The organism is Rhizobium sp. BK376, from assembly GCF_004341625.1.
Classification (GTDB): domain Bacteria; phylum Pseudomonadota; class Alphaproteobacteria; order Rhizobiales; family Rhizobiaceae; genus Rhizobium.
On record NZ_SLZG01000016.1, the window covers coordinates 128,359 to 154,201 of the forward strand.

At 60.0% G+C, this 25,843-nt stretch carries 20 protein-coding genes and 1 pseudogene; 12 read left to right on the plus strand and 9 right to left on the minus strand.

Going from position 1 to position 25,843, the window contains the following annotated elements:
- The first annotated feature begins 167 nt into the window (after nucleotides 1–167).
- The 6 genes from EV561_RS27290 to EV561_RS27315 all read left to right on the plus strand — a co-directional run bounded on the left by EV561_RS27290 (nucleotide 168) and on the right by EV561_RS27315 (nucleotide 8,818).
- The gene (locus EV561_RS27290; RefSeq protein WP_132526422.1) at nucleotides 168–1,580 is read left to right on the plus strand and encodes an efflux RND transporter periplasmic adaptor subunit; all 1,413 of its coding nucleotides are present in this window, start codon (nucleotides 168–170) and stop codon (nucleotides 1,578–1,580) included.
- Nucleotides 1,577–4,693, plus strand: coding sequence for an efflux RND transporter permease subunit (locus EV561_RS27295; RefSeq protein ID WP_132526424.1), 3,117 nt, complete (start codon nucleotides 1,577–1,579; stop codon nucleotides 4,691–4,693). Before EV561_RS27290 ends, EV561_RS27295 begins: the two co-directional genes overlap by 4 nt.
- Nucleotides 4,690–7,788, plus strand: a complete 3,099-nt coding sequence (locus tag EV561_RS27300; protein ID WP_132526426.1) for an efflux RND transporter permease subunit — start codon at nucleotides 4,690–4,692, stop codon at nucleotides 7,786–7,788. The genes EV561_RS27295 and EV561_RS27300 overlap by 4 nt, the downstream gene beginning before the upstream one ends.
- Before the next feature lie 53 nt (nucleotides 7,789–7,841).
- The gene (locus EV561_RS27305; protein ID WP_132526428.1) at nucleotides 7,842–8,090 is read left to right on the plus strand and encodes a DUF982 domain-containing protein; all 249 of its coding nucleotides are present in this window, start codon (nucleotides 7,842–7,844) and stop codon (nucleotides 8,088–8,090) included.
- Nucleotides 8,091–8,166: 76 nt separating this feature from the next.
- The gene (locus EV561_RS27310) at nucleotides 8,167–8,472 is read left to right on the plus strand and encodes a DUF982 domain-containing protein (protein WP_132526430.1); all 306 of its coding nucleotides are present in this window, start codon (nucleotides 8,167–8,169) and stop codon (nucleotides 8,470–8,472) included.
- Between the two features lie 103 nt (nucleotides 8,473–8,575).
- Nucleotides 8,576–8,818: a DUF982 domain-containing protein gene (locus tag EV561_RS27315; RefSeq protein ID WP_132526432.1), complete on the plus strand. Its 243-nt coding sequence runs from the start codon at nucleotides 8,576–8,578 to the stop codon at nucleotides 8,816–8,818.
- Between the two features lie 75 nt (nucleotides 8,819–8,893).
- Here the strand turns inward: EV561_RS27315 and EV561_RS27320 are convergent, their stop codons facing one another.
- Nucleotides 8,894–9,448: an isoprenylcysteine carboxylmethyltransferase family protein gene (locus tag EV561_RS27320; protein ID WP_132526434.1), complete on the minus strand. Its 555-nt coding sequence runs from the start codon at nucleotides 9,446–9,448 to the stop codon at nucleotides 8,894–8,896.
- 181 nt (nucleotides 9,449–9,629) lie between these two features.
- Here EV561_RS27320 and EV561_RS27325 point away from each other — a divergent pair, with 181 nt between their 5' ends.
- From EV561_RS27325 to EV561_RS27335, 3 genes are all read left to right on the plus strand, one after another.
- A complete protein-coding gene (locus EV561_RS27325) occupies nucleotides 9,630–10,496 on the plus strand; it encodes an alpha/beta hydrolase (RefSeq protein ID WP_132526436.1) in 867 nt (288 codons plus the stop codon).
- Between the two features lie 115 nt (nucleotides 10,497–10,611).
- The gene (locus tag EV561_RS27330; protein ID WP_132526438.1) at nucleotides 10,612–11,802 is read left to right on the plus strand and encodes an HlyD family secretion protein; all 1,191 of its coding nucleotides are present in this window, start codon (nucleotides 10,612–10,614) and stop codon (nucleotides 11,800–11,802) included.
- A 1-nt stretch (nucleotide 11,803) separates the two neighbouring features.
- Nucleotides 11,804–13,408, plus strand: a complete 1,605-nt coding sequence (locus EV561_RS27335) for a DHA2 family efflux MFS transporter permease subunit (RefSeq protein ID WP_132526440.1) — start codon at nucleotides 11,804–11,806, stop codon at nucleotides 13,406–13,408.
- A 9-nt stretch (nucleotides 13,409–13,417) separates the two neighbouring features.
- Here EV561_RS27335 and EV561_RS27340 read toward each other — a convergent pair whose 3' ends face one another.
- From EV561_RS27340 to EV561_RS27360, 5 genes are all read right to left on the minus strand, one after another.
- Nucleotides 13,418–14,281: an ABC transporter permease gene (locus tag EV561_RS27340; protein WP_132526442.1), complete on the minus strand. Its 864-nt coding sequence runs from the start codon at nucleotides 14,279–14,281 to the stop codon at nucleotides 13,418–13,420.
- Between the two features lie 13 nt (nucleotides 14,282–14,294).
- Entirely contained in the window at nucleotides 14,295–15,224 is a 930-nt protein-coding gene (locus EV561_RS27345; protein WP_132526444.1) for an ABC transporter permease, read from the minus strand.
- A 2-nt stretch (nucleotides 15,225–15,226) separates the two neighbouring features.
- Nucleotides 15,227–16,216, minus strand: a complete 990-nt coding sequence (locus EV561_RS27350; protein ID WP_132526446.1) for an oligopeptide/dipeptide ABC transporter ATP-binding protein — start codon at nucleotides 16,214–16,216, stop codon at nucleotides 15,227–15,229.
- Nucleotides 16,213–17,214, minus strand: coding sequence for an ABC transporter ATP-binding protein (locus EV561_RS27355; protein ID WP_132526448.1), 1,002 nt, complete (start codon nucleotides 17,212–17,214; stop codon nucleotides 16,213–16,215). The genes EV561_RS27350 and EV561_RS27355 overlap by 4 nt, the downstream gene beginning before the upstream one ends.
- 100 nt (nucleotides 17,215–17,314) lie before the next feature.
- Entirely contained in the window at nucleotides 17,315–18,949 is a 1,635-nt protein-coding gene (locus EV561_RS27360; RefSeq protein WP_132526450.1) for an ABC transporter substrate-binding protein, read from the minus strand.
- A gap of 584 nt (nucleotides 18,950–19,533) precedes the next feature.
- Here EV561_RS27360 and EV561_RS27365 point away from each other — a divergent pair.
- From EV561_RS27365 to EV561_RS27375, 3 genes are all read left to right on the plus strand, one after another.
- Nucleotides 19,534–20,640, plus strand: coding sequence for a branched-chain amino acid ABC transporter substrate-binding protein (locus tag EV561_RS27365; protein WP_132526452.1), 1,107 nt, complete (start codon nucleotides 19,534–19,536; stop codon nucleotides 20,638–20,640).
- Between the two features lie 161 nt (nucleotides 20,641–20,801).
- Entirely contained in the window at nucleotides 20,802–21,344 is a 543-nt protein-coding gene (locus EV561_RS27370; RefSeq protein WP_132526454.1) for a DedA family protein, read from the plus strand.
- 73 nt (nucleotides 21,345–21,417) lie between these two features.
- A complete protein-coding gene (locus tag EV561_RS27375; RefSeq protein WP_132526456.1) occupies nucleotides 21,418–21,990 on the plus strand; it encodes an isoprenylcysteine carboxylmethyltransferase family protein in 573 nt (190 codons plus the stop codon).
- 10 nt (nucleotides 21,991–22,000) lie between these two features.
- On the opposite strand, the gene EV561_RS27380 is transcribed toward EV561_RS27375, so the two are convergent.
- The 3 genes and pseudogenes from EV561_RS27380 to EV561_RS27390 all read right to left on the minus strand — a co-directional run.
- Nucleotides 22,001–23,053 carry a DNA topoisomerase IB gene (locus EV561_RS27380; RefSeq protein ID WP_132526474.1) on the minus strand — a complete coding sequence of 351 codons (1,053 nt, stop codon included), beginning with the start codon at nucleotides 23,051–23,053 and terminating at the stop codon, nucleotides 22,001–22,003.
- Between the two features lie 11 nt (nucleotides 23,054–23,064).
- Nucleotides 23,065–25,230 carry a glycogen debranching protein GlgX gene (gene glgX / locus EV561_RS27385; protein ID WP_132526458.1) on the minus strand — a complete coding sequence of 722 codons (2,166 nt, stop codon included), beginning with the start codon at nucleotides 25,228–25,230 and terminating at the stop codon, nucleotides 23,065–23,067.
- A 304-nt stretch (nucleotides 25,231–25,534) separates the two neighbouring features.
- A pseudogene (locus EV561_RS27390) lies at nucleotides 25,535–25,843 on the minus strand (3-oxoadipyl-CoA thiolase); the annotation flags it as partial.

Sequence of the window (25,843 nt, forward strand, 5' to 3'; positions counted from 1 at the left end):
AAGTCGCATCGGAGCGTCATAGACATGCCCGATTATTGATATCAAAGCCATTTCAGGCCTCGGACGTGGACAAAATTTAATGCCCTACCCAAATTCCTTAGTGACCCGACGCAAGTTAAAGTCGTGTCACTATGGCTCTTTCGGGGGCGGCTAAGAAAGGTATTTGAATGGCACGCCCTTTTCGGGTCTTTTTGCTGGTTGCGGTAGTCGGTGCGTTGGGCGTCGGTGCATATGTGGAGCGTGACCGTCTCAAAGGCGAATATGATCGCCTGACGGCGCAGAACTCCTCCGCAGGAGCCCATGGTTCGGCGGGTCAGCAGGCTGGTCAGCAGGGCGGCCAAAGGCGTGGTGGCGCGGGGCGGCGCGCCTTTGGACAGGGACAAGGCCCGACACCCGTCCTCGTCTCCGAGGCGAAGGCCGCCGACGTTCCCGTCTATGTCGATGGCGTCGGCGCCGTAAAGGCGCTCAACACGGTCACCGTGCGCCCTCAGGTAAACGGCAAGATCGTTGAGATCGACTTCGTGGAAGGTCAGGACATCAAGAAGGGCGACGTGATCGCCCGGATCGACGACGCTGTCTACAAGGCCCAAAGAGACCAGGCGGTTGCCAAGAAGGCGCAGGACGAGGCGCTGCTGAGGAACGCGCAGCTTGATCTCGAGCGTTACGAGCGGATGGTCCAGACTGCTTCGGGCACGCAACAGCAGGCCGATACGCAACGCTCGCTTGTCGCCCAGTATCAGGCACAGGTCCAGTCCGATCAGGCCGCGATCGAAAGCGCCCAGGCAACGCTCGACTATACGACAATCGAAGCCCCGATTGACGGGCGCACCGGTATTCGCAACGTCGACGTCGGCAATCTCGTCAGTTCCACCGATACGACCGGCATCGTCACCCTGTCCCAGATCAAGCCGATCTCGGTGCTATTCTCCATCCCCCAACAGCAGCTTGGCCGTATCAATGCGGCAAGTGCGACCGGAACCCTTTCAGTGCAGGCGATCTCCGGTGATGGCAAGGTGATCGACAGCGGTTCATTGACTGTCGTCGACAATCAGGTGGATCCGACGACCGGAACGGTAAAGCTGAAGGCGAATTTCCCGAACGAGAAGCTGACGCTCTGGCCCGGCGCATTCGTCAATGCACGCCTGCTCGTCGAGACGATGAAGGGCGTCACGGTGGTTCCCACGGCTTCCGTGCAGCGCGGACCGAACGGCACCTTCGTCTATATCGTACAGCAGGATCAGACCGTCTCCATGAAGCCGGTCAAAGTTGGCCAGCAGGACGATGTCCAGGCCGTGATCGCTGACGGCGTGGTCCCGGGCGACCAGGTGGTCACCACGGGCTTTGCCCGCCTGCAGGACGGCGCCAAGGTCGAAGTTTCCGCACCGGCGACTGAGGGCACACCGAACGCCCAGCAACCCGCTGCCGATAACAACGGCCAACAACCACACCGCCGGCACAATGGCGAGCAGGGAGGCGGCAAAGGCAATGGCGAGGGCGGCGGCCACCGTAGAGGTAGCGACGGAACCGCCGCCACGTCTCCCGACACAACATCAGCCATTCCGAGTGCGCAACCGCAATGAGTGTCTCGTCACTCTTCATAAACCGTCCGATCGCCACCTCGCTGCTCGCCGTGGCGACCCTGCTCGGCGGCACACTCGGCTTCCTCTTCCTGCCGATTGCGCCGCTGCCACAGGTGGACTTCCCGACGATCCGCGTGACGACACAGTTGCCGGGCGCCGACCCCGATACGATGGCGGCACTTGTCACGGCGCCGCTGGAACGTCCGCTCGGCCAGATTCCGTCGCTTGCCTCGATGACCTCGTCGAGCGCCTTCGGCATCAGCCAGATCACGCTGCAATTCGATCTCGGCCGTGACATAGATGGCGCTGCGCAGGACGTCCAGGCGGCGATCAATGCAGCGGGCTCCACCCTCCCCAAGACGTTGCCCTACCCGCCGACCTACTCGAAGGTCAATCCGGCCGATACGCCGATCGTCACGCTAGCACTGCGCTCGTCGAGCTATTCGATCCGCGATCTCAGCGATTTCGCCGATACGATGATGGCGCAGCGCCTGAGCCAGGTGTCGGGCGTCGGCGACGTCAGCATCCAGGGCGGCGTTCGTCCCGCTATCCGGATCCAGGCCGACCTGCCGCGTCTTGCCTCCTATGGCTTGGCGCTTGAAGATATTCGCACCGCCATTTCGAGCGCCAGTGTGGCCGGCGCCAAAGGCTCCCTGGACGGAACGCATCAGTCGTTCACGCTGGCTGCCAACGACCAGATCGTCGACCCCGAGATCTACAAATCCGTCATCGTCGCCTATCGCAACAATGCGCCGATCCTGCTTAAAGATGTCGCCGACGTCGTCGAAGGCCTGGAGAACAACCGTGTCGGTGCCTGGTATCAGGGCGATCCCGCCGTCATCATCGACGTGATGCGCCAGCCCGGCGCCAACGTCATTCAAACCGTGGAAAGCGTGCTCGCGCAATTGCCGCGGCTGAAACAGGCGCTTCCGGCCGGTGTCTCGCTCGATATCGTCAACGACCGGACGGAAACGATCCGGGCTTCCATCCATGACGTGCAATGGACGCTCGGCATCAGCATCGGGCTCGTCATCCTGGTCGTTCTATTGTTCCTGCGCACGATCACGGCGACCTTCATCGCCGGCGTCGCCTTGCCGCTCTCCTTGATCGCCACCTTCGCCATCATGTGGTTCGCGGGCTTCAGCCTGGACAATCTTTCGCTGATGGCGCTGACGATCGGCGCGGGTTTCGTGGTCGACGATGCGATCGTCATGATCGAGAACATCGCCCGCCATATCGAGGAAGGCGAGAGCCCCATGCAGGCGGCGCTGAAAGGCGCCGGCGAAATCGGGTTCACGATCATTTCGCTGACCGTCTCCCTGGTCGCCGTCTTCATCCCGCTCCTGTTCATGACCGGCATCGTCGGGCGCATGTTCCGGGAGTTCGCTCTCACCCTGACGATCGCTGTGGTCGTGTCCGCAATCATCTCGCTGACGTTGACGCCGATGATGTGCGCCCGCATTTTGCGCAAGCCGAAGGAGGGTCGTGGTGGGCTGCTCGCCGGTGCGGATCGTGCCATGGGCTGGATGGTTTCCGGCTACCAGCGCAGTCTCGTCTGGGCGGTCGATCGAAGCGCGCTGATGCTGATCGTGACGGCGATTACGCTCGCCGCGACGATCGCGCTCTATATCGTCATTCCGAAGGGCTTTCTGCCGGCACAGGACACCGGCCTGATAACGGCGGTGATCGAGACCGAGCCGACGACGTCGTTCGAATCCATGAAGCAGACGCAGGCAGCAGTAACGGAGCGGCTTCGCACCGATCCCGATATAAGCGGCATCGTCTCAGTGATCGGAGCCAGCGCCTCCAATCTGACCCTCAATACCGGCTCTCTGACGCTGGTGTTGAAACCGCGCAACCAGCGGACCGCATCCGCTGATGAAATGATCGATCGGCTACGCGTCGAAGTCGCCGACATTCCGGGCGTGCATGTCACTTTCCAGAGCGTCCGCGACATCAGTATCAGCACACGAGTGGCCCGCGCGCCCTATCAATACACGCTGACAGGAACCGATACGGCCACCGTGGTAGACTGGTCGCATAGACTGGCACAGCGCCTGCAGCAAAGTCCGAAACTGATCGACGTCAGTTCGGAAGTCGAGACCGGCGGCGGCCGGATTATGGTCAATGTCGATCGAGAGACGGCTTCTAGACTTGGGGTTTCCATGCAGGCGGTCAGCGATACGCTGAACGATGCCTTCGGCCAGCGCCAGATCACCACGATCTATGGCCAGGTCAACCAGTACCGCGTCATTCTTGAGGCAGCCCCTCAATATCAGTCCGATCCGAAATCGCTGGACAAGCTCTATGTTGCCGGCGCCAATGATTCACAGGTGCCGCTCAACGCATTTTCGACCGCATCCTTTACGACGGCGCCGCTCGTCATCAGCCACGACGAACAGTTTCCTGCCGTCACGCTGAGCTTCGATCTCGCCAAGGGTGCCTCACTCAGCGATGCCGTCAGCGAAATCCGCACTGCTGAGCAAGACATCAATATGCCGAGCTCCGTTCAGCGGAACTATTCCGGCGATGCGCAGGAGTTCGCCTCCTCGCTTGCGGGCGAGCCTTGGCTGATCCTCGCTGCAGTTATAACGATCTACATCGTGCTCGGCCTGCTCTACGAGAGCGCGGTACACCCGATCACGATCCTGTCGACCCTGCCCTCGGCCGGCGTCGGCGCGCTTCTGGCGCTGATGCTCTTCGGGCAGGATCTGTCGATCATCGCCCTGATCGGCATCGTGCTCCTGATGGGTATCGTCAAGAAGAATGCGATCATGATGATCGACTTCGCGCTCGAAGCGGAGCGAACCGAGGGACTGCCGCCGCGCGAGGCGATCATCAAGGCGTCGATCCTGCGCTTCCGCCCGATCATGATGACTACGCTCGCCGCGCTTTTCGGCGCGCTGCCGCTGGCCTTCGCGCAGGGCACCGGCGCGGAGCTGCGCATTCCGCTCGGTATCTCGATCATCGGCGGCCTCGTGCTCAGCCAGCTTCTGACGCTCTATACGACCCCCGTGATCTATCTCGCTCTTGAGCGGCTACGCGCCCGCGTCGTCGGTCGCCCGACGGGTGCGGCTGCCCCCGAGGCCAGCGAATTGGGCGGTGGCATATGAATATTTCCGAGCCCTTCATCAAGCGGCCTGTCGGCACGACGCTCCTGGCAATCGGGCTGATGATCCTCGGTTTCGTCGCCTACCATTTTCTGCCTGTCGCAAGCCTGCCGACCGTGGACTTGCCGACGATTGTCGTCTCGGCAAGCCGGCCGGGTGCGGACCCCGCAAGCATGGCCGCCAGCGTGGCAGCCCCATTGGAACGACGGCTGGGCACCATCGCCGGCGTGACTCAATTGACGTCAGTCAGTTCGCTGGGATCGAGCAGTATTTTCATCCAGTTCGATCTCTCCCGCAATGTCGACGGTGCTGCCCAGGATGTCCAGGCGGCGCTCAACGCGGCGGCGACCGATCTGCCCGGTGATCTCCCGACCCTTCCGTCCCTGCGCAAGGTCAATCCCAACGCCGCCCCGATCATTATCCTAGCGCTGACCTCGGATAACGTCTCCCCAAGCGCCATCTACGATGCGGCCGATTCCGTCATCGTGCAGCGCATCTCCCAAGTGGACGGTGTCGGGCAGGTGTCGGTCAGCGGCGCGGATCAGCCTGCGGTGCGCGTGAGACTCGATCCCGATCGGCTTTCGGCCATGGGCCTGTCGCTCGATGCCATCCGCACGGCAATCGTCAACGCCAATACGATGGGGCCGACCGGCTCGATCGACGGCAACAGTGCCGCTTTTTCCATCGCGCTTAACAGCCAGCTGAGAACGCCTGAGGACTACGGACGCATCATCGTGCATAGCGGTGACGGCACGGCCGTGCGCCTCTCCGACATCGCGACGGTGGAACCTGGTGTCCGCAACAGCCGCTCCGACGCCTGGTACAACGGCAAGCCCGCAGTGCTGCTCAACGTCACCAAGGAAGCAAACGCCAACGTCATTTCCACCGTCGACGGCGTGAAGGCGCTGATCCCGGAATTGCAAGGGCTCATCCCCGCCGGCATCCATCTCGACGTGCTTTCCGACCGTACGACGACGATCCATGCCAGCGTCACAGACATGCAATGGACGCTGCTTGCGACCATCTTCCTGGTCATGGGTGTCGTCTTCGCCTTCCTGCGACGCGCAACACCGACTTTTGCCGCCGGTGTGACCGTCCCCCTGTCGCTGGCCGGCACCTTTGCCGCCATGTGGCTCTGGGGACTTTCGATCGACAATCTCTCGCTGATGGCGCTCGCCGTCTCCGTCGGCTTCGTTGTCGACGACGCCATCGTGATGATCGAGAACATCTATGCCAATCTCGAGAAAGGCATGAGGCCGATGACGGCCGCTCTCGAGGGCGCCAAACAGATCGGGTTCACCGTCGTCTCCATTAGTTTTTCACTGCTCGCGGCCTTCATCCCGCTCTTCTTCATGGGCGGTATCATCGGCCGCTTCTTCCAGACCTTTTCGCTGACGCTTGGCTTCACGATCGTGGTCTCGACATTGGTGTCGCTGACCCTGACGCCGATGATCTGCGCCCATCGCCTCCGCGCCCATGATATCCATGCCCGCCCTGGCTTCTTCGGCAGGATCATCGAGGGTTCGCTCGAAGCCACTACCAACTTCTATGGCCGCACGCTGAAGGCTGTGCTGCACCACCGCGTGCTGACCATCCTGATCCTTTTCGCCTGCATCGCCATGACGGTCTTTCTCTACGTCAAGGTGCCGAAGGGTTTTATTCCGCAGGATGATACCGGCTTCATCCAAGGGAGCACGCAGGCGGCAACCGACATTTCCTATCCCGCCATGGTGGAACTGCAGCGCAAGGCGGCCGCGATCGCCGCAGAGGATCCGGCGGTTTCGGGTATCGGCTCTTCGGTCGGTGGCGGTGGCTTTTCAAGCTCCGTCAATCGCGGTCAGTTGCAGATTTCCCTGAAGCCAATCAACGAACGCATCCCGACCGATCAGGTGATCGAGCGTATGCGCAAATCCCTTTCCGCCATACCGGGGCTCAGTACATTCCTGTTTTCACCCGGCGATATCCGCGCCGGTGCGCGTTCGTCTCAATCCCAGTATCAATTCACCCTCTGGGACGCGAATTACGACGAACTGGTGGAGTGGGCTCCGCGCGTCATGCAACGGTTGCAGGCCGACCCTGCTCTGACCGATGTCGCGACCGACCGGCAACCGAACGGGCTGCAGGCGACCGTCAACATCCATCGCAACGAAGCCTCGCGCCTCGGGGTGAGCATTCAATCCATTGACAGTGCGCTCAACAACGCCTTTGCCCAGCGGCAGGTCTCGACCATCTATACGCAGCGCAACCAGTATCGCGTGGTTCTGGAGGCCGATCCGAACTATGCCCGGGACCCAAGCGATATCTCGCATCTCTATGTGCCGGCCGCGGATGGCACGCAGATCCCCCTGGGCAGTGTCGCCTCGATCGACCGGACGCTGGCGCCGCTTGTCGTCAACCATCAGGGCCAGTTCCCGTCGGTGACAATCTCCTACAACCTTGCGCTCGGTACAACATTGGAAGCCGCCAACGACAGCATCCAGAAAGCCGTGCTCGGGATGCACCTGCCGGATTCGCTGCACGCCGAATTCGCCGGTGACGCTGCGAATGTGAGCCAATCCACCGGGAGCCAGCCTCTTTTGCTGCTGGCGGCATTGCTGGCAGTCTATATTGTGCTGGGCATTCTCTATGAAAGCCTGGCTCATCCCCTAACCATTATCTCGACATTGCCCTCGGCGGGCCTCGGCGCCCTGCTCGCCCTCTTCATCAGCGGCACGGAGCTGACGATCATCGCATTTATCGGCATCATTCTCTTGATCGGCATCGTCAAGAAGAACGGCATCATGATGGTGGACTTTGCCTTGCAGGGAGAGCGCGATCGCGGGCTTTCCTCCGAGGATGCGATCTACGAAGCCTGCCTCAAGCGCTTCCGGCCAATCCTCATGACGACGCTGGCGGCGCTGATGGGCGCAATCCCCCTCATCATCGCGACCGGGCCAGGTTCCGAGTTGCGCCGGCCTCTTGGCATCACGATCGTTGGCGGCCTGATCGTCTCGCAGATCCTGACGCTTTACACCACGCCGATCATCTATCTCATGCTGGCAAAACTGCACGGCCGGTGGTCCCTCAGGCGTCCTAGTGCCGCCGCGGTCGAGGCATAAAAATCGGAACAAAAGATTCCTGCCCTCATTACCCCCATAGGAGGTATGGAATCATGGACGCTAAATCCTGGGATGGAGCCGTCAAAGTTAAACTCAGAAGCAAGCAATCGCCGCGTGAAGTCAGAAACGTGATGGATGCTGCAGATTGCCTTTTTACCGCATGGCCTCGACATGAAGGCGCTGCCTTTGACGAGGCGCTGAAAGTGTTCGCACAAGTCTTCGACGGACGGCGCAAACCGGCGGCCGCTCGAGAGGCTTTCATTGCCGCGGCGAAGGAGGCCCGGCTTCCAATCGACGCATAAAACGACGTCACATTGGAACTATCCTGCACTCACCGCGTTTGCCTGCAGATTTATAACGCATGCGAGATTTGCAGTAATGAATGCCGGACACTGGACTACCGCCGTTACCATCCACCTTCCCGATATCAATCGTCCCTTGATTGTAAGCAATGCCAGCGAGGCGGCGGCAGTCCTTGCCGACAAATGGCCCACAACCTATGGATATCGATACCAACGCGCACTCTCCGCCTGTGCTGCGGTAGCCGAGAAGCATATGGCGGAGGACGGAGCGCGTTCGGCCTTCATGGACGCTGCCGAAGAAGCAGGCGTTGCCACAGAGAACGGCGCCGCAGCAATCATCTCACTTCTTTCATCCGAACTTACTGACTTCCAATCCCTTTGAATTGCCACCGGATATGCTGTCCGAATGGCAGTTGCGGAACGATTGGAACCCGCCTCATCTCAGCAACGTTTCATGCCCAGACATGAGACAATGGAGAACGCCCATGAAGGATCTCAAATGGAAAAGCCCGGTCGAAGTTTCCTTCGCCCAGGAAGGTTCGAAGGTCGTGCAGAACCCCTTCGAAGCGCTGGTCTGCCTGACAGATATGTGGCCCAGCATCCGCGGCCTCCGGTTCCTAAAGGCACGCAGCGCCTGCCGTGCAGCACTTGATGGCCGCAAGACAGCCGAGGAGGCAAGAGCCGAATTCATCGCCGCTGCCAAAGAAGCAAGGCTGACGATGCATTGACCGGGCAACGGCGGCGGGCGCGAGGAGCCAGCCGGCCGCCGACCTCTACACCAGGCGAAATCCAAACCGAAATGACTACCGCTGGTCGAAACGCGGTATGAGAAAGCCGGTCTTGCGGCGATAGGCTTCATATTCGGGGGCAAGCGGGGACTTGGAGAATTTCTTCTCCTCGCCGAGAGCCGCGCTCACATAGATAATCACAAAGGCGATGACGGGAACGACAGCCCATGTCGACGATGAGGCTATCGCCCATCCCGACCAGAACATCAGATAAGACGTATAGAACGGGTGCCTGAGATATCGGTAGGGGCCTGTCGTCACGATGCTGTCAGGATGGTCAGGATCGAACGCAAAGCGCAGACGCGCCTTGCGCGATGCTGAGACCGCCCACCAGAACAGCGCGGCGGCGCATATTTCTATCACCAGACCGACGATCTGAACCCAGGCAACCTGGTGTTCGTACCAGGCGAGATAGAGAAAAAACAGCGTGGTCGCGATAACGACTGCGGAGATAAGCTTCGCTCCGGTCGCCATCTTCGGCGAGTAAAAATGCCCCCTCAGCGACCAGGTATAAAAGCCGACGACCAGCAAGCTGACGACCGAAACAGCAAGGTCGAGCATGAATTCCATTCTGACATGCCTCTCTCTATGGTTGCGACCCGATCATCGCGTGTGTTCCAGAATTAGACACATGTCTCATTAAGGCAAGGCTCATGCGACGAATTAGACGTTCCTTTACGATAGCTGTGCACGGTCTGTAGACATGAGTGTGCGATAGCTGACGGGAGTTTCCTCAAAGGGTCGACCTCCCATGGATATCGTCGAGCGCACAATCCACACCTCCCACGGCGCCGTCAGAATAAGCGATACGGAAGGAGCGGGTTTTCCCGTGTTCATGATCCATGGCTCCTCGTGGTCTCGGAAGATCTTTGAAAAGCAGCTGAAAAGCCCGCTTGCGGACGCATGGCGTCTCATCGCCGTCGATCTGCCCGGCCACGGCGATTCCGACAATGCTGAAAATCCACTATCAACCTATTCGATCGCCGGCCTTGCCGATTGCATGGACGAGGTGATCGAGCAACTCGCCATACCGAGGCTTGCTGTCCTTGGCTGGTCGCTTGGCGGCCACGTCGCCATCCAAATGGCAAGCCGGAGCACGAATATAGCGGGGCTCATGCTCAGCGGCGCGCCGCCGGTTCCTCGGGGCCTTATCGGCATGCTGCGCGGCTTTCACCCGTCCTTCGACATGCTGCTGGCTTCAAAGCCGCATTTTTCGGAGCGCGACCGCGATCGCTTCGAGCATCTTTGTTTCGGAACGACGAACGAACCTTCATTCCGTGAGCTGATCATGCGCGCTGACGGAAGGGCCAGAGCAAGGTTTGCCCAGAGCATGATGCGTGGCGAAGGAGCGGATCAGCGACGAACGGTGGAACAGGCCTCCGTGCCGATCGCTTTCGTCGAAGGATCGGATGATCCATTCGTTAGGGCAAGCTATATAGCCGGCCTGAACGTGCCGCTACTGTTCGGCAACGCGCCTCAGATCATCCAGGGCGCCGGTCACGCACCATTCTGGGAAAAACCAGACGAATTCAACGCCTTGCTCCATCGTTTTCTGCAGGACGTTATGGCAAACGAGGCGGCGATCAGCCGTTCGGCAAGACGCATCGTCCAGAGCTGAGCGGAAAGAAACGCATCGCCAGCGCGGCTCTCCTCCGCCAACGTTAGGCTTGCCTTCCTCCGGATGTGATCCACCTACCTGAGTTGTTGATAAACAGCAGGTAGTGTTCGAGCGTATGTCAGAGGATAGGATTAACGTTGCCGACGACGAGCGGGAGCAGACTCCCAGCCAAGCCGAGGATGCCGGCAAGCGCAGAGAAAGCGACGACAACAGAGGCAGGAAAGAGGAGACAGGCGGAAACGCTGGTGATGCCGATCAGGAGAAGAAGCCATCTTTCATCCGTCGGCACCCTTTCGGGCTCGTGCTTGCCATCATTGCCATTATTGCCCTCATCATCATTGGCTACATCGTCTGGCTGATCTATTTCCATCCTTACGAGTCCACCGACGACGCATTTGTCGACGCGAGAAGTTTCTCCGTTGCGGCAAAAGTATCCGGTTATGTGGCCGAGGTACCCGTGACGGATAACCAGCACATCAAGGCTGGCGACGTCATCCTCAAGATCGATCCCCGCGACTATCAGATCGCGCTCGATCAGGCACAGGGTCAGGCGCAGGCAGCGCAGGCCTCGATCGAGAATGCCGATGCCCAGATCGCCGTGGCAGGTGCGTCGGTCGAGCAGGCAAGGGCACAGCAAAACTCGGCAACGGCAGCCCTCCAATATGCTCAGGACGAAGCCGACCGGCAGCAGCAATTGGTCAAGTCGGGCGCCGGTAGCCTTCAGACCACGCAACAGGCGGTCTCGACCCTTCATCAGGATCAGGCAAATCTCGCCCAGACGCAGGCCAGCGTGACCTCGGCACTGAAGAATGAAGCGGCCGTCAAAACCCAGAAGTCGAGCGCGATTGCCAGCCTGACCCAGGCCCAGGCCCAGGTCGAGGAAGCGCAACAGAACCTGAAATACACGACGATCGTTGCCGCCCAGCCCGGCCGCGTGGTGCGGCTGACCGGCGCGAAGGGCCAATATCTCGATGCAGGTCAGGCCATAGCGATGTTCGTTCCGGACGACGTCTGGATCACAGCGAACTTCAAGGAAACCCAGTTGACGGATATGCGCCCCGGCCAGCTTGTCAATCTGACGATCGACGCCTATCCGGATCATAAGCTTACCGGAAAGATCGACTCCATCCAACCGGGGTCCGGAACCGCCTTTTCGCTGCTGCCGGCAGAAAACGCCACAGGCAATTATGTGAAGGTAACGCAGCGCGTGCCTGTCAAAATCGTTGTCGACCACTGGCCGAGTGACGTCGCTATCGGGCCGGGAATGTCCGTGGTCCCGACAGTGACGGTACGGCCGAGGAATTGACATGACGGATATCGCAGGCGGTCAGGGTGCCGACGCCGCGGCGCGCATTCCCAATCCATGGCTCATTGCAATGGTGGTGTCGACGGCGACCTTCATGGAAGTGCTCGACACGACGATCGCCAATGTCGCATTGCGCTACATTTCGGGCGGACTTGCTGTCAGCTCGGACGAAGCATCCTGGGTGGTGACCACCTATCTCGTTTCGAATGCGATTGTTTTGGTCGCCAGCAGCTTCATTGCAAAGCGCTATGGCCGCCGGCGCTTCTATCTCCTTTGCCTCGCCACCTTTACCGTAACCTCGATCCTGTGTGGCCTGGCCTGGAATCTTCAAAGCCTGCTGATCTTCCGGATGATCCAGGGCTTCGCCGGTGGCGGCATGGTGCCTATATCGCAATCCATTCTCGCGGACTCCTTTCCACCAGCAAAACGCGGACAGGCCTTTGCGATGTTCGGTGTCGCAGTCGTGGTCGCCCCCGTCGTTGGACCGACGCTTGGCGGCTATCTCTCCGACAATTTCTCCTGGCATTGGTGCTTCTTGATCAATGGCCCGGTTGGCGTTCTGTCTTTTGCACTGGCCTATTTCCTCGTTCGAGAGCCGGAATCGCTGCGCAAGGAACGCGCGGAGATGCGAAAAAAAGGCACTCGCTTCGATATCATTGGCTTCGCGCTGGTAGCGACCTTTCTCGGCTCCCTGGAACTGGTGTTAGACCGCGGCCAGACCGAAGATTGGTTCGGATCGAACTTCATCGTCGTTACGACGGCCATATGCGTGGCGGCTCTCATTCTGGCTATCATATGGCTGCTGACGAAAACCAACCCTATTCTGGATGTCCGCCTGCTTGCCAGCCGGCAGTTCGGTTCGTGTTTCATCGTGATGCTGGCGACCGGGGCAATTCTGATCGCCACAACGCAATTTCTGCCTGAGGTGCTACAGCAGAATTTCGGCTACACCGCCACCTGGGCCGGTCTTTCTCTCTCGCCCGGCGGCATCGTGACGATGGCGATGATGTTTGTTGCGGGACGCCTGACATCCATCGTCCAGCCCAAATACATGATTGCTGTCGGCGCTGCGATCATCGCGGGATCGATGTGGGGATTGACCCGTCTTTATGCCGATCTGAATTTCGCTTTCTTCGTCTGGTCGCGCGTCTATATCGGATTGGGGCTACCCCTGATCTTCATTGCGATCACCGCAGCCTCCTACGACGGCCTACGCAAGGACCAGACAGACCAGGCCTCGGCCATGATCAACGCCGCCCGCAATATCGGTGGTTCGATCGGCGTCTCGATTGCATCCAATGTCCTTGCCCATCGCCAGCAATGGCACCAAAGCCGGCTTGTCGAACACGTCGTTCCCTCCGATCCCGCCTATCACCAGACGATGCAGGCGATGACGCGTTATTTCGCGCAGAAGGGTGCGACGACCGTCGATGCGGGATCGCAGGCGACCGCCTGGATCGGCCAGCAGGTCCAGATACAGGCGAGCTATCTGGCCTATATCGACGTCTTTTATACGCTGACGCTCATATCAGCCGTTGCAATCCCGCTCGCGCTCATTCTGCGCAACATCGACCTGAAGGGCGGCGAAGGCGGCGGGATGCACTGAGACGCGGCGTCAGGAAAGCGTCGGGTCCAGCTTGTCGCGCAGCCAGTCCCCAACAATGCTGATCGACAGCGTGGTCAGCATGATGACCAAGGAAGGCGTCAGCATGATCCAGGGCGCCCGGGTGATATATTCTCGCCCATAGCCGACCATGTTGCCAAGGCTGGTCATCGGCGGCTGCACACCGAGCCCGAGGAAGGACAGGCTGCTTTCCGTCAGGATGATTTCCGGAAATGTGAGCGTCATCGAGACAATCAGCGTCGACGCAATGTTTGGCAGGATGTGCTTCAGATAGACCCGCGTCGGGCTAGCACCGATCTGCGTTACGGCCGCGGCATATCCCTGCTTGCTCGCCGATATCGCGAGACCGCGTGCGATGCGCGTGTACCTCTCCCACCCATAAAAACCCATCAGGCAGATCAGGAGCGGCAAGGAGCTGCCAAAGAAGGCAAGCACCGCAAGCGACATGATCAGGAATGGCATAGCCGCCTGAAAATCGGCAAGCATCAGGACGAAATGTTCGACGATCCCGCGGAAATAGGCAGCAAGAAAACCGAGCAGAGTGCCGAAGAAGGCCGAGATCAGCGTCGCGCCGAAGGCGATCACCAGGGAGATGCGGATTGAATCGATAAGGCGGGAAAGAACATCCCGGCCGAGCTCGTCGGTGCCGAGCAGATGGACCGGGTTGCCCGGCAGCGCCAGCCTGTTCTTGAGATCGAAGGCCGTGATGTTGAACGGTCTGATCCAATCCGCCGTCAGGGCTATGAGGATCATTGCGGCAATCCAGAGCAGCCCGGCAGCAACGAAGAGCGAAAAGCGCTTGCGTTTTTTCTTTTCGCTCGAAGTCACGCCGGATGGGAGGGAGATATCAGCCATGGTCTTTCCTTACTCAGGCTTTGGCTTCGCTGTTGCGCAAACGAGGGTCGAGATAGCCGTAGAGAATATCGACGGCGAAATTGGAGAGGACCATGGTCGCCGCGACCATCAGCAGGATGCACTGGACCACGGCGAGGTCGCGGTTCGATACCGCGACGACCAGAAGCCGGCCGACCCCGGGCCACGAGAACAGTGATTCAACAACAACGGCGCCGGCGATCAGCGACCCGACCATGAAACCAGCAATCGTGACGATAGGGATGGCGGCATTCGGCAGCGCATGCCGCCAGACGACCTTCTGCCACGGCATGCCCTTCGCGCTTGCCGTGCGAATATAGGGTTGGCCGAGAATTTCGATCATGGCGCTGCGCGAGAAGCGGGCCAAAATACCGACACCACCAACCGTCATCGTCGCGACGGGAAGAATGGCATGTACCCAACTATCCTGGCCGCCCGACGGCAGCCAGTCGAGCGTCACCGAGAAAATCAGCACGAGCACCAGCCCGAGCACGAAGCTTGGCATGGTGAAGCCAATGACAGCACCAGTCATGACTGAACGGTCCACAAGGCTTTCCCGATGCAGGGCGGCATAGACACCCGCGGAGATGCCGATCAGCAATTCGAGGATCAAGGCCGGAACCGTCAGCTCCAGCGTTGCCGGGATGCGCTCCATGACGAGCTTGATCGCCGACTGTCCGTCGCGCATCGAGACGCCGAGATCGCCTCGGGCGATCGCCGCGAAATAGCGCAGATACTGATCCCATAGCGGCTGATCCAGCCCCCATGCGTGGCGAAAGGCGGCGATGGCATCCGGCGGCGCATCAGGCCCCAGAATGATGACGGCCGGATCGCCGGACATCCGCAGGACGACGAAAGCAAAGGTCACCACCAGGATGATGGTCACGATCGCGCGAAGTGCCTTGAAGAGAAGGAAGCGAAGCATGATCACCGGCCCGAAAGAGTGTCGTCTGTTTGCGTATCGAGCAGATGGCAGGCGGCCTTGCGGCCTTCGTCCACAGGCTTAAGAAGCGGAACCTCGATTCGGCAGCGCGCCACCGCGACGCTGCAGCGCGGATGAAAGGCACAGCCTGATGGTCGGGCCGCCGGATTGGGCGGTTCGCCCCGAAGGATGACGCGGTCGCGCAGAGCCGCTCCCGGCACCGGAACGCTCGAGACCAGCGCCCTGGTATAGGGATGCAGAGGCTCGCGGAATATATCCTCCGACGAAGCTTCCTCGACGATGCGGCCGAGATACATCACGGCAACGCGATCGGCGACATTTCGCACAACTTTCAGGTCATGGCTGATGAAGCCCATGGCGATGCCGCGCGTCTCCTGCAGGTCGCGCAGGAGATTGACCACCTGCGCCTGAATGGAGACATCGAGCGCTGAAACCGGTTCGTCGCAGACGAGAAGCTGCGGATCGCTGGCAATGGCGCGGGCGATCACCACGCGCTGGCGCTGACCGCCGGAAAGCTGATGGGGGTAGCTGGATTCCTGATCGCGGCGCAAGCCGACGGCAGCCAGCAAGGAGCTCACGCGCTCACGCCGCTCGGCATCGGTGCCTATGCCGTGAACCGCAAGCGGCTCTCCGATCTGCTGGCCGATCGGCAAGCGACGGTCGAGTGCTGCCAGCGGATCCTGAAAAACCAGTTGCATGCGGGCACGGTGCTTGCGCCATGCAGCTGTTTCCAGCGGCGGCATGGCCTGGCCATCGAACTGTACGCTCCCTTCCGTCGGCGTTTCGAGACCGAGCAGCAGACGCCCCATCGTCGATTTGCCCGAACCGGATTCGCCGACGATTCCAAGCGTCGTTGCCGGCGCGACCGAAAGCGACACGCCGTCGACGGCGCGCACCATGGAGGGCTTGCCAAACAGGCTGCGGCGCGAGGCGTAGGTTTTGACCAGATCGCTGGCTTCTATCAGATTGCTCATGCCACCGTCGCTCCCTGAACGGAGGAAACGACGCGCAGGTTCGCGCCTGACATCCCGATCGGATGAAAGCAGGCCGTTGCTCGCCGGTCGCGATCGCCCACCAGCTGCGGGATGGTGTTGTGACAGAGTTCCGACGCATGGGTGCAGCGCGGCGCAAAGGCACAACCACCGGGCAGCCTGCCGGGCTGCGGCACCGTTCCTGGAATTGGCACAAGACGCTCACGGCCGCCATCGATTTGCGGAATCGCATCGAACAGGCCGCGCGTATAGGGGTGCCTTGGCGACTGGAACAACGCCTCCGTCGAACATTGCTCGACGATGCGGCCCGCATACATGACATTGACGCGCTCGCAGATTTGCGAGACGGCGCCGAGATCATGGCTGATGAAGACGATCGCCATGCCGGTCTCTGCTCTGATGGAAATCAGGAGATCGAGGATCTGTGCCTGGATGGTCGCGTCGAGCGCCGTCGTCGGCTCGTCCGCCACCAGGAGATCCGGATTGCCGGCAAGCGCCATGGCAATCATCAGGCGCTGGTTCTGACCGCCGGAGAATTCATGCGGAAAATTATCGAAACGGCGTGGAGCATCGGGGATGCCGACCAGTTCCATCAGCCGGATGGTCTCGTCGCGTGCCGCCTTGCCCGTCAGGCCGCGATGCAGTTCGACGGCCTCGGCGATCTGTCGGCCGGCGCGGATGACAGGATTGAGCGAACTGGACGGATCCTGGAAGATCATCGCGATGCGACCACCGCGCACGCCTTCCAGCGTCGTGCGGGAAGCGCCGACAAGCTGCTGGTCTCCGATGCAGACGTCGCCCGATATCGTCGCCTTACCCGGCAGAAGGCCAAGCGCTGCCAGCCATGTCACCGACTTGCCGCAGCCTGACTCACCGACCAAGCCGACGGCTTCACCCTTCTCGATCGAAAGATCGATACCGTGCAGAACTCGTGTGCCGCTGAAGGCGACAGTCAGATTGGAGATTTCCACCAACGGCATTTCTGCCTCCTTGGTATTATTGTATGGGCGGCGCAGCAACCATGCGGTCGCGCCCGCCATGAGGGAACGGGCCGGAATTGCTCCCGGCCCGCCTGTTTCCTTAGGCCCAGTTGCCTTGGCGGAATTCCATGGCGAATGCCGATGCAGCTTTCCACTTGATCGACTTCGCCTTGGCGGTGAAGACGGCGTTCTGGTGCAGGACCGTATAGGCGGGGTCTTCGCGTTCGCAGATTTGCAGCATGCGGGCGAAGGCGTCATGACGCTTGACGCGGTCCGTGCTGGTCTCGAGGAACGTCGAGAGCGTATTCATCTCTGGGTTCGTCCACTCACCGACCTGCTGCTGCTGACCGTTCGGGCCGTGCTGAGCAACGATGGAAGAGACCGGATCGTTGAAGGCTGCCGAGTTCGACCAGTCGCGCACGCCGCGCGTCGGACCTTTTTCGAGGATCGCCTGCCAGTTTTCCTTCATGGCGATCTCGACGTTCAGGCCGACCTGGTTCCACATCTCCACGAGAACCTGCGCCGTCGGCGTCTGGTTGGTGTAGTAGTTGTCGAGCAGGCGGTAGGGGATCGAATCGCCCTTGTAGTTGGCTTCCTTCAGGAGCTGGCGCGCCATGTCCGGGTTATATTCCGGCACGGTCCAACCCTTGACGAACATGTCGCCATAGAACTCCCACTGCAGGCCGGCGGGAACGACGGTGCGGCCGGCCCAAAGTGAATCGACGATCGCCTGCCCGTCGATGGCATGGCTGAAGGCGCGACGAACCAGCGGGTTGGCGAGCTGCGGGTGGTTCTTGTCGAATACGGTCAGGCGGTGATTGGTGATCGTACCTCCCTGAACCTCGAAAGCAGCGTTCTTCTCGATGCCGCTGATCTGGTCCGGCGGGATGTCGCAGGCAAACTGATATTCGCCCGAAAGCAGGCCGTTGACGCGCGATGCGACTTCCGGAACTTCGACAAAGCGGATCTGCTTCAGCGGCGGGCGGCCACCCCAGTAATCGTCATGGGCTTCATAGACGAGATAGGTGTCCGGCTTGAAATCAACGACGCGGTACGGACCCGTCGTGATCGGCGCGCGGGCCCAAGAGAGATAGCTCTTGGAGTCTTCCCAGCCGCGGCGGCTGGCGATGGCGCTGGCAACCGTCGACAGGCGGCCTTCGATGGTGACATCCGGCGAGCCGTTGACGAAGCGAACGGTGTACTTGTCGACAACCTCGACGCCGCGCAGTGCCGGCCAGAAACGGCGGGCGGTCGCCGGAACTTCAGGCGGCAGATCCTTGCCTTCGTTGCGCAGCGGATTCGTGTCGTTTATGTAGATCGTCTTGCCCGTGCTCGGCTGGGTCTCGCCGAACATGCGCTGCTTGCTGAACGTGAAGGCGACGTCCTCGGCAGTCATCTCGTCGCCATTGTGGAACTTGACGCCCTGGCGCAGCTTCAGCTCGACCGTCTGGTCGTCGATACGGCGCCATTCCGTTGCAAGCTCCGGACGGGTAACGAGACCGCCGAGCCAGTTGATGCCGATCAGGTTTTCCCAGAGCGAGGAATTGAAGATGCGCTGGCCGACATTCGACTGCTCACGCAGCGGGTCGAGCGTATTGGTGTTGGAGATCTTCTGAACCGCGATCGTAATGGACGGGCGGGTGTCGGATTGGGCAATCGAGAAGCGCGGCAGGATCAGCGAGCCGGCAGCGGCTGTCGCCATGCCGAGCGCGCTGCGGCGGGTAATATTGACCATGGGTATCTCCTTTGTTTCTATGGTCGCACCGGCCAGCGCCTGCGGATCGGAGCGATAACGGACAGGCGTTCGCCGGCATGCGCGCCGTCGGGCCAAAATCATCTTGCAAAATCGGGATCAGACGTCGGGAACGACCTCCGCCGAAGACGGGATGCTGCTTGCGATTGCGCTCAGGCATCCGGACGGCAGGAGGGGAACGTTTTCCGCGTAAGGCCCCGCTGTGAGGGCGCTGTTTGAAGGCGGAGTGTTTCACCCGCATGACTGTTGTCACAAGTTTCTATGACATTGACGGAAAGGAAGAAATTTCATTCGGCCGTCCGGTTGCTTGGGTGTAGATTCAAGCGCGGATCGGCAAGTTCTGCCGCGGCGGCAAAATCGCGCAAAAAATGTTATTTTGTTGCGGAATCGCGGCCGGTTTTCTAAAGAAAATGTCTGCAGAAGGCCTTTGAGATCAAAAAATAACCCAAAGGTTCTTCGGAGGGGCCCCAAGTCTGTTTTTTGCCGAAAGTGTACGCGGCAGCGTGCGCCCGAGGACGTTGCGGGTGTTTACAAGGGTTCTGCCGAACCATCCAAGGAGAGAAGACATGACTCTGAAAACACTCAGCGGCCTAACCTTCGCCGCCGCGATGGCGCTGGCTCCAATGGCGCATGCCGACATCACGATCGGCCTTGTTGCTCCGCTGACCGGACCGGTTGCCGCCTATGGCGAGCAGGTCAAGAACGGCGCGCAAACTGCAGTTGACGAGATCAACAAGAAGGGCGGCATTCTCGGCCAGAAAATCGTCCTCAAGCTGGCAGACGATGCCGGCGAACCCAAGCAGGGTGTTTCCGCAGCCAACCAGCTTGCCGGCGAGAACATTCACTACGTCGTAGGACCGGTTACTTCGGGCGTCGCCATTCCGGTTTCCGACGCGCTTGCCGAAAACGGCATCCTGATGGTGACGCCGACGGCCACCGCGCCGGACCTGACGAAGCGTGGCCTGCCGAACGTGCTGCGCACCTGCGGCCGTGACGACCAGCAGGCCGAGGTTGCCGCAAACTACGTATTGAAGCAGTTCCCCGGCAAGAAGGTCGCGATCGTTAACGACAAGGGCGCCTATGGCAAGGGCCTGGCCGACGCCTTCAAGGCAACCCTGAACAAGGGCGGCGTGACCGAAGTTCTCAACGACGCAATCACCCCCGGCGACAAGGACTTCAGCGCTCTCACCACGCGCCTGAAGGCAGCGAATGTCGATGTCGTCTACTTCGGCGGCTACCACCCGGAAGGCGGCTTGCTCGTTCGTCAGCTGCATGACCTGTCGGCCAATATCACGCTGATCGGCGGCGACGGTCTCTCGAACACCGAGTTCTGGACGATCGGCACGAGCGCCGCAGCTGGCACCGTGTTCACAAATGCTTCGGACGCGCTGAAGAACCCGGACTCGCAGGCAGCAGCCAAGGCCCTGCAGGACCGCAACATTCCGCCTGAAGCCTTCACGCTGAACGCCTATGCTGCCGTCGAAGTGATCAAGGCCGGTATCGAGAAGGTCGGCAACGCGGATGACGCCATGGCCGTCGCCGCTGCCTTGAAGTCCGGCGAACCGGTCGCGACCGCAATCGGCAAAGTGACCTACGGCGAAACCGGCGACCTCACCTCGCAGAGCTTCTCGCTCTACAAGTGGGAAGACGGCAAGATCGTTCCGGCTGAATAAGCGCCCGACGATGCTCACAACCATGCCGGATCATATCCGGCATGGTTCGACGGTCAGTTGACATATTGAGGATTCTTCTTCTGCTATATTTGTCCCGCTCAAACCACAGCTAGTGGCGGAACGCGGGTCACTCCGTTAACTCTGATGATCGGATAGCAAGAGTGACCTTCCTGCACGAGACGACCCTGCTGATCGAAGCCTTCGTGCGCGACTACGGGCTGATTGCCCTTTTCATTATTCTCTATTTCGAATCCTTTGGCGCGCCGCTACCTGGCGAAAGCGCAACGATCGGTGCCTCTGTCCTGGCGATAAGGGGCGATTTTTCCATCATCGACGTCTTCCTGGTCGTATGGGTTGCCGCGGTTCTCGGAGACAGCACCGGCTACGCGATCGGGCATTTCGGCGGCCAACCGCTGCTCCAGCGTTACGGGCCACTTGTCAAGTTAACGCCGGAGCGGCTCGAGAAACTGCAAGACCTTTTCAAGCGACGTGGGCCAATCATCGTTGTCGGGGCTCGTTTCGTCGTCATCCTGCGCCAGCTCAATGGACTGGTGGCTGGCTCCGCCGCCATGCCCTGGCGCTATTTCGCAATGGCCAACATAGCAGGCGCGGCGATATGGGCTGGGGTCTGGAGCTTCGGCACTTATTATCTGGGTGATTTCTTTGGCCGGCATTTGACATCGATCAGCGATGTTTTTCGCTAAAGGCAAGTCTTCCATTCATGAAACGGCCCCGGAAAGCGGCTATTGAAGCTCATGGTCGATAATAGGAGTGTGCATGCATCTGGCTTTGGCTTTGTTCATTCCGGTCTGCTGGGTAATCTGGGCTTTGATCTGGTTTCTCGCAGCCTGGCGCGTCAAGCAGACCGTTCGTCATGAAGACCCCTTGTCTCGGCTGTCGAATACGCTGCCGCTCTGGCTTGCGGCATTTCTGCTGGTATCGCCGCCGATCTGGCCGGATTTTCTGACTGCTCGGCTTTTTCCCGGGACGCTTGGGATCTTTATCCTGGGCGCCGCTCTTGTCGTCGTCGGCCTCTGTTTTGCGATATGGGCGCGCTACCATATCGGCCGCAATTGGAGTGGCGTCATAACCGTCAAGCAGGATCATGATCTCGTGCGCACGGGCCCCTATTCCATCGTGCGTCATCCGATCTATTCCGGTCTTCTGCTTGCGATCGTCGGCTCGGCCATTGCTCGCGGGAATTCGGCCGCTATCATCGCTGTTGCACTGGTCCTCTTTTCCTTCTTGCGGCGCGTCAGCGTCGAGGAGCGCTGGATGACGGAAACCTTTGGCGCAGCCTACGACGATTACCGTGCATCGACGCCGGCGTTGATCCCGTTTGTAAAATAACCGGATTGACCTACGAGGCCTTTTTCAGCGGCTGAGTTTTGCCAGCCTCCTCGCCGGCTCTGACGAGAAAATCCAGAAGCCTGTTTTCCTCGGCGCGCAGTCCTCTGAGCGGCTCGTGAAGGCTTTGCAGATCGCTTTCTGTCAATGCTCGCTCCTTGTCGGCAAGCGCTATGATTCCAGGGTGGATATAGCTTGAGCGGGCGATCGCAGGCGTATTGTGTAGCACCTCCGCCGCAGCCTCCGACATCTCCTTGACCGTTGGCCGCCTGCCCGCCTCGATGGCGCGGCGAGCGGCACCGAAAGCGGCGAGAGAGCCACCCCAGGTTCTGAAGGTCTTGGCAGAGACCGTAATGCCAGAAATCTCCGCCAGATATGCATTGAGCCGGCCTGAATCGATCGGCCTCAGCTCGCCGTTCTCATCCTTCCAGACAAACAGCTGGCGGCCTGGCAGGTCGGCGATTTCCTCCAGCACCTTCTGCAACCGCGGATGCTTGAGACTGCGCTGGACGCGTTTGCCGCCCTTGGCGACAAATCGGAGTTCCATTTTGCCGTCCGATATTTTGAGGTGCTTCTTCAGCAACGTCGTCGCACCGTATGTGCCGTTCTGCTCAAGATAGGTTCGGTTACCCACGCGCAGATGCGCCTCATCAAGTAAGGTCGTCAAAGCCGCCAATATGCCGTTGATGTCTTCCGGACCCGCATCCAGATGACGAATGACGGTGCGACGGATCTGGGGCAGCGCCCGGGCAAAATCCACGAGCTGATCGAATTTCTCCACGCTCCGGAAGGATTGCCAATCCTTATGGTAGCGATACTGCTTGCGTCCCCGCGCATCGAAACCCGTCGCCTGCAGATGGCCGTTCTCCTGCAAGCAGATCCAGACATCGTTGTAGGCCGGCGGCAGGCCGAGCGCAGCGATCCTCTGTCGATGCGCCTCCTCGCCGAGCAGGCTGCCGTCCGGTAATCTGTAACAGAAACCCCTGCCCTTGCGGTATCGCCTGATGCCGGGCTCGCTGTCGCTGACATAGACCAGCCCGAGATCGAAGATGAGGCTGTCGTCGATGCCAAATCCCATCAGTGTCTCCTGACCAGTCTTGCAAAGTGAAACCAGCGGCGACGCTCCGGCTTCTTGCCCTCCGGCGGAGCGCTCTCCTTCGTTCGTGGTGCGAAAATTGCGACGCTGGCACCGTAGACCATGGCCGCGCCATCAACCGGATGGATGGAGAAAGCCTCCTCCGCACCGGTATCGGCAATCCGCTGCCAATGCTTGATATCGTTCACCGAAGGAAGCGTGAATTCGCAATCGCCACCGGAATTGAACACCAGAAACAGATCGTCCATGGTGTCAGTCTCGGCAGCATGGATGCTCTTGCCGAGATAGACGCCGAGCACACGAAGACCGCCGTCCTGCCATGCACCATCATCCATGAAATTGCCGTCAGGCTTGTACCAGGCGATCTCGACGCGGCCATTCTCATCCGTCTCGCCTGTCAGGAAGCGCTCCTGGCGAAGGACGGGATGCGCTTTGCGAAAAGCGATCGCCTTGCTGCAGAAGTCGACGAAGGGATCGTTCAAGCCGGTCCAATCCGTCCACCCGATCTCGTTATCCTGACAATAGGCGTTGTTGTTGCCGCCCTGACTATTACCGACCTCATCGCCGCCGAGGATCATCGGAACGCCTTGGCTAAGCATCAGCGTCGCCATCATGTTGCGGCGACGGCGGGCGCGCGCCTTGATGATCTCATCATTATCGGTGGCGCCTTCGGCACCCATATTGTCGGAGTGATTATCGGAATGGCCGTCCCGGTTGTCCTCGCCGTTCGCCTCGTTGTGCTTGTCGTTGTAGGAAACCGTATCCATCAACGTGAAGCCATCATGAGCGCTGAGCAGATTGATCGACGTGGTCACGCCGCGGTCGGAATGATTGAACTGCCGAGCAGATCCAGTGATGCGAGAAGCAAGCTTCGACACCAGACCGTCGTCACCCTTCCAGAAGCGCCTGACGCCATCGCGAAACTTGTCATTCCATTCGCGGAAAGGATGCGGAAATCCACCGACCTGATAACCGCCTTCACCGACATCCCACGGCTCGGCAATCAACTTTACGCCGGCCAGGATGGGGTCCTGCCGGATTGCGTCGAAAAAGCCACCTTCACGGTCGAAATCCATATATTCCCGGCCGAGCGTGCTGGCGAGGTCGAAGCGGAAGCCGTCGATGTGCATGACGCCGACCCAGTAGCGCAAGCTGTCGAGCACCATGCGCAGCACCATCGGATGCGCAACGTTCAGCGTATTGCCTGTGCCCGTGGTGTCGAAGGTGTGTCTGGGTTCGTCGGGCGACAGGCGATAATAGCTGAGATTGTCGAGACCACGGAAGGAGAGCGTTGGGCCACGCTCGGAACCCTCGGCGGTATGATTATAGACGACATCCATGATGACCTCGATGCCGGCGGCATGGAAGGTCTTCACCATGGTCTTGAATTCGGTGATCTTGCTGCCCGACATATATCGGGACTGCGGCGCGAAGAAACCGAGCGTCTGATAGCCCCAATAATTGCGCAAATCCTTCTCGAGCAGATAGCGGTCGTCGAGGAAGTACTGGATCGGCAGCAGCTCGACTGCCGAAATGCCAAGCTTAGTCAGATGAGCGATAATCGGCTCGCTGCACATGCCAAGGAATGTGCCCCTGAGCTTGTCGGGGACATCAGGATGCGTCATCGTCATGCCGCGCACATGGGCTTCGTAAATGACGGTATCCGTCCATGTCCTGCGGATCGCCTTGTCGCCATCCCAATCGAACTGCGGATTCTGGACGACGCCCTTGACCATGAAGGGAGCGCTGTCACGCTTGTCGAAGGACAGATCACCACCCTTTCCGCCGATCGTATAGCCGAACAGGGCATCATCCCAGACAAGGTCGCCGACGATTTGCTTGGCATAGGGATCAAGCAGCAGCTTGTTCGGGTTGAAGCGATGTCCGGCCTTCGGATCATATGGCCCGTGTGCACGATAGCCATAGATGGTTCCGGGGCTGATCCCGGCAATGTAACCGGACCAAATGTCGCCTTCTCGCTTCGGAAGCGGAAGGCGCGCGACCTCCTCTTTTCCATCCTCGGAGAAAAGACAAAGCTCAACCTGCTCCGCATGCGCGGAGAAGACGGCAAAATGCGTGCCGTCACCCGTAAATTCCGCGCCGAGTTCCGGCTTCAGGAAGTCCAGTTCCGAGAATGAAAAACTCATGGAATGCGCCTCGCCGCCTGGTTCGATCCGATATGACTTTGCGCAAACGGACACGCCCGGTTCTCCGCTGCAACGAGCCGTTTGTGCGGCCGCTTCCAGCAGGCAGAAGCAGTTTGTATTCACCATGCCACGCCGCGGATTGACAACGTCAATCCTTCGCGAAAGTTCCTTGCGGTGGCAAATTCAAATAGATAGGGCGACAAGCCCACCCTTTGGACAAGGGACTTAAGGTGATGCATGCGCCCACAGAAAATAGAGCCGGCGCCATCGAGACGCCGGCTCCTGGAGCTTCCTGAGCGATATTTTAGACCCGCTCGAGCGCGATGGCGATGCCCTGGCCGACGCCGATGCACATGGTCGACAGCGAATAGCGGCCACCGGTTTCCTTGAGTTCCAGAGCAGCCGTGCCGGTGATCCGAGCGCCGGACATGCCAAGCGGATGACCGAGCACGATGGCGCCGCCGTTGCGATTGACGCGGGCATCGTCATCGGCAATCCCGAGTTCGCGCAGAACCGCGAGGCCCTGCGAGGCGAAGGCCTCGTTGAGTTCGATGACGTCGAACTGCTCCTGGGTCATTCCGAGCCTAGCCATCAGCTTGCGTGATGCCGGGAT